Origin of the sequence: Streptomyces sp. ICN903 (assembly GCF_022015835.1) — a bacterium.
Classification (GTDB): Bacteria; Actinomycetota; Actinomycetes; order Streptomycetales; family Streptomycetaceae; genus Streptomyces; species Streptomyces fenghuangensis.
In genome coordinates, this window is the sequence record NZ_JAKMAY010000428.1 from 1 (window position 1) to 3,841 (window position 3,841).

3 protein-coding genes are annotated in these 3,841 nt (G+C 72.0%); all 3 read left to right on the forward strand.

From position 1 onward, the window contains the following. The first annotated feature begins 56 nt into the window (after positions 1-56). The 3 genes from L7D48_RS27130 to L7D48_RS27140 are packed head-to-tail and all read left to right on the forward strand — an operon-like array spanning position 57 to position 3,807. Entirely contained in the window at positions 57-1,397 is a 1,341-nt protein-coding gene (locus L7D48_RS27130; protein ID WP_237883478.1) for an ABC transporter substrate-binding protein, read from the forward strand. A 14-nt stretch (positions 1,398-1,411) separates the two neighbouring features. Next, positions 1,412-2,824 carry a carbohydrate ABC transporter permease gene (locus L7D48_RS27135; RefSeq protein WP_237883480.1) on the forward strand — a complete coding sequence of 471 codons (1,413 nt, stop codon included), beginning with the start codon at positions 1,412-1,414 and terminating at the stop codon, positions 2,822-2,824. Next, positions 2,821-3,807, forward strand: coding sequence for a carbohydrate ABC transporter permease (locus tag L7D48_RS27140; RefSeq protein ID WP_237883482.1), 987 nt, complete (start codon positions 2,821-2,823; stop codon positions 3,805-3,807). The genes L7D48_RS27135 and L7D48_RS27140 overlap by 4 nt, the downstream gene beginning before the upstream one ends. Positions 3,808-3,841: the final 34 nt, after the last annotated feature.

The window sequence follows — 3,841 nt, forward strand, 5'->3', positions numbered from 1 at the left end:
CCCCCGCACCATCCACCCTCCGGCCCCCGGGCCGGCCGACCCCGAGAGGGACACCCATGAGCACAGGCAGCACCGCCAGACGCACCGCGACCGCCACGGCGACGGCGCTCGTACTCGCCCTGACCGCCTCCGCCTGCGGCGGCGAGTCCACCACCGCGAGCGGCAAGGGCGGCCAGGAGCTGAAGGGCGAGACGGTCACGGTCGCCGGGGTGTGGACCGGGGTGGAGCAGAAGAACTTCCAGAAGGTGATGGACGCCTTCTCCGAGAAGACCGGCGCCGAGATGAAGTTCGTCTCCACCGGCGACAACGTCTCCACCGTCGTCGGCTCCAAGATCCAGGGCGGCAACGCGCCGGACGTGGTGATGGTCCCGCAGGTGGGCGTGCTCGAGCAGTTCGCCGAGAAGGGCTGGCTCAAGCCGCTGTCGAAGAAGGCCGACGACCGCGCGCGCGACTACTTCGCCCCGGTGTGGAAGGAGTACGGCACGGTCGGCGACGTCTTCTACGGCCTGTACTTCAAGGCGTCCAACAAGTCGACCGTCTGGTACGGCCCCGAGGCCTTCGAGCAGGCCGGCATCACCCCGCCGAAGGACTACGACGGGATGCTGGAGGCCGGCCGGACCCTCTCCGACTCCGGTGTGGCCGCCTTCTCCGTGGCGGGCGAGGCCGGCTGGCCGCTCACCGACTGGTTCGAGAACGTCTACCTCTCCCAGGCGGGCCCGGAGATGTACGACAAGCTCGCCGCCCACGAGATCCCCTGGACCGACCCGTCCGTCGTCAAGGCCCTGACCACCCTCGGCGAACTCTTCGGCGACAAGGAGCTGGTGGAGGGCGGCGGCGCGGGCGCGCTGCGCACGGACTTCCCCGAGTCCGTCGAGAAGGTCTTCGGCGACGACCCCAAGGCGGGCATGGTCTACGAGGGCGACTTCGTCGCGGGCCTGATCAGCGGGCAGTTCGGCAAGAAGGTCGGCGAGGAGGCCAAGTTCTTCCCGTTCCCGGCCGTGGACGGCGGCGAGCCGCCGGTGGTCGGCGGCGGGGACGCGGCGGTCGTCCTCAAGGACGGGAAGAACGCCGACGCCGGGATGAGGTTCGTGGAGTTCCTGGCCACCCCGGAGGCCGCCGAGGTGTGGGCCGGGGCCGGCGGCTTCATCTCCCCCAACGAGGCCCTGAACCTGGACGCCTACCAGGACGAGACCACCCGGCAGATCGCCCAGTCCCTGGTGGAGGCCGGCGACGGCGTGCGGTTCGACATGTCCGACCAGGCCCCGGCCGCCTTCGGCGGCACCCAGGGAGCCGGCGAGTGGAAGCTGCTCCAGGACTTCCTGCGCGACCCCTCCGACCCCGAGGGCACCGCGAAGAAGCTGGAGGCCGCCGCGGCCAAGGCCTGGAAGAAGAGCTGAGGCGAGAAGCACCGATGTCCGCCGAAGCACCCGCCGTGCCGCCCGCGAAAGCGGGCGGCACCCCGGCCGGCGCCTCCCCCTCGCGGGGGGCGCCCGCCCGGGGCGACGACCCCCGCAGGCGCGCGGCGCGCCGCCGCAGGCTCGTCGCCGCCGCCTTCCTGCTGCCCGCGCTGCTGCTGCTCGGCGCGCTGGTCGCCTACCCGATCCTGTTCTCCGTCGGCCGCAGCCTCTTCGACGCCTCCGGCACCCGGTTCGTCGGCGCGGACAACTACGTCGAGATGTTCCGCGACCCGACCACGCTCAAGGCCGTCCGCAACACCGCGATCTGGGTCGTGGTCGCACCCGCCCTGCTGACCGGCCTGGGCCTGATCCTGGCCGTGCTCACCGAGAAGGTGCGCTGGGCGACCGCGTTCAAGCTGCTGATGTTCATGCCGATGGCGATCTCCTTCCTCGCCGCCGGGATCATCTTCCGCATCACCTACGAGCAGGACCCCGACCGCGGCGTCCTCAACGCCGTCGCCGTCGGCGTCCACGACGTCTTCGCCGACCGGCCCGCCTACCCCGGCGCCCGGGGCAGGGAGGACGCCGGCGAGACCCCGCTGGCCAGGGGCCAGGACGGCTCCTACGGCACCGCCGCCGACCTGACGCCCGGCCGCACCGTCTCGCTCGGCGTCGTCGGCGTGCCCCCCAAGGAGGTGCCCTCCGGCGCCGAGCCCGCCACCGCGCCCGAGGGATCCTCCGGCGCCGGGGACGGCGCGCTCGCCGGGACCGTCTACCTGGACTTCACCCCCGGCGGGGGCGGCGAGCCGGGCCGGATCGACTCCGGCGAGCGCGGCCTGCCCGGCATGACCGTCCAGGCGGTGCGCGACGGGAAGACGGTGGGCGAGGCCACCACCGCCGCCGACGGCTCGTTCCGCATCACCGGCCTGGACGGCGGCTCGTACGCCCTGCGGCTGCCGGCGTCCAACTTCGCCGAGCCCTACGGCGGAATCTCCTGGCTCGGCCCCGCCCTGGTCACCCCGGCGATCATCGGCGCCTACCTGTGGATCTGGACCGGCTTCTCGATGGTGCTGATCGGCGCCGGACTGGCCGCGATGCCCCGGGACGTGCTGGAGGCCGCTCGGATGGACGGCGCGAACGAGTGGCAGATCTTCCGCAGGATCACCGTGCCGCTGCTCGCGCCCGTGCTGACCGTGGTCTTCGTGACGCTGGTGATCAACGTGATGAAGGTCTTCGACCTCGTCTACATCATCGCCCCGGGACCGGTGCTCCAGGACGCCAACGTGCTGGCCATGCAGATGTGGCTGGTGTCCTTCGGCGGCGGCAACGACCAGGGGCTGGGCAGTGCCATCGGCGTCCTGCTGCTGCTCCTGGTGGTCCCGGCCATGGTCTTCAACATCCGACGCTTCCGCAGGAGCAGCCGATGAGCACTCACGGCACCGTCGACGGCCCGGTCGGGAAGCCTGCCGGGAAGGGAGCGGCCGCACAGGCTCCGGCTCCCGCGGCTGCGGCGGCAGCCGCGGGGGCCGGGCACCACCCCCCGCGCGCGGTACGGACCCGGCGGCCCGCCGGCGCCCGGATCGGCGCCTGGCTGGGCAGGGGCGCCGTCCAGGTCTTCCTCGTCGTCACCGCACTGGTGTGGATCACCCCCGCGCTGGGGCTGTTCCTGTCCTCGCTGCGGTCGGAGGAGGCCAACTCCGCCAGCGGCTGGTGGACGGCGCTGACCGAGCCGGGCCAGCTGTCGGTCGACAACTACACGGCCCTGCTGGCGGATTCCGGCATCACCCAGGCGTTCTGGAACACCGTGCTGATCTCGGTTCCCACCACCGTCGCCGTGGTGGTGGTCGCCGCGCTGGCCGGATACGCCTTCGCCTGGCTGGAGTTCCCCGGCCGCGACTGGATCTTCCTGGTGGTCGTCGGACTGCTGGTGGTGCCGGTCCAGGTCGGTCTGCTGCCGGTGGCGAAGATGCTGGGCGCGGTCGGACTGTTCGGCACGATCCCCGGCGTGGTCCTCTTCCACGTCGCCTACGGACTGCCGTTCGCGGTCTTCCTGCTGCGCAACTACTTCGCGGAGATCCCGCGGGAGATGCTGGAGGCCGCGCGGATGGACGGCGGCGGGGAGTGGCGGATCTTCACCCGGCTCGTGCTGCCGGTGGGCAGGCCGGCGATCGCGAGCCTGGCCATCTTCCAGTTCCTGTGGGTGTGGAACGACATGCTGGTGGCGCTGATCTTCGCCGACAGCGACTCGCAGCCGCTGACCGTCGCGCTCCAGTCGGAGATGCGGCAGTTCGGCAGCAACATCGAGATCCTCGCGCCCGGCGCCTTCCTGTCGCTGGCCGTTCCGCTGGTGGTGTTCTTCGCCTTCCAGAAGCACTTCGTGCAGGGCGTCATGGCGGGATCGGTGAAGTGACCGCGCGGGACAGGGGCGGCGGGGGTGTGAGCGG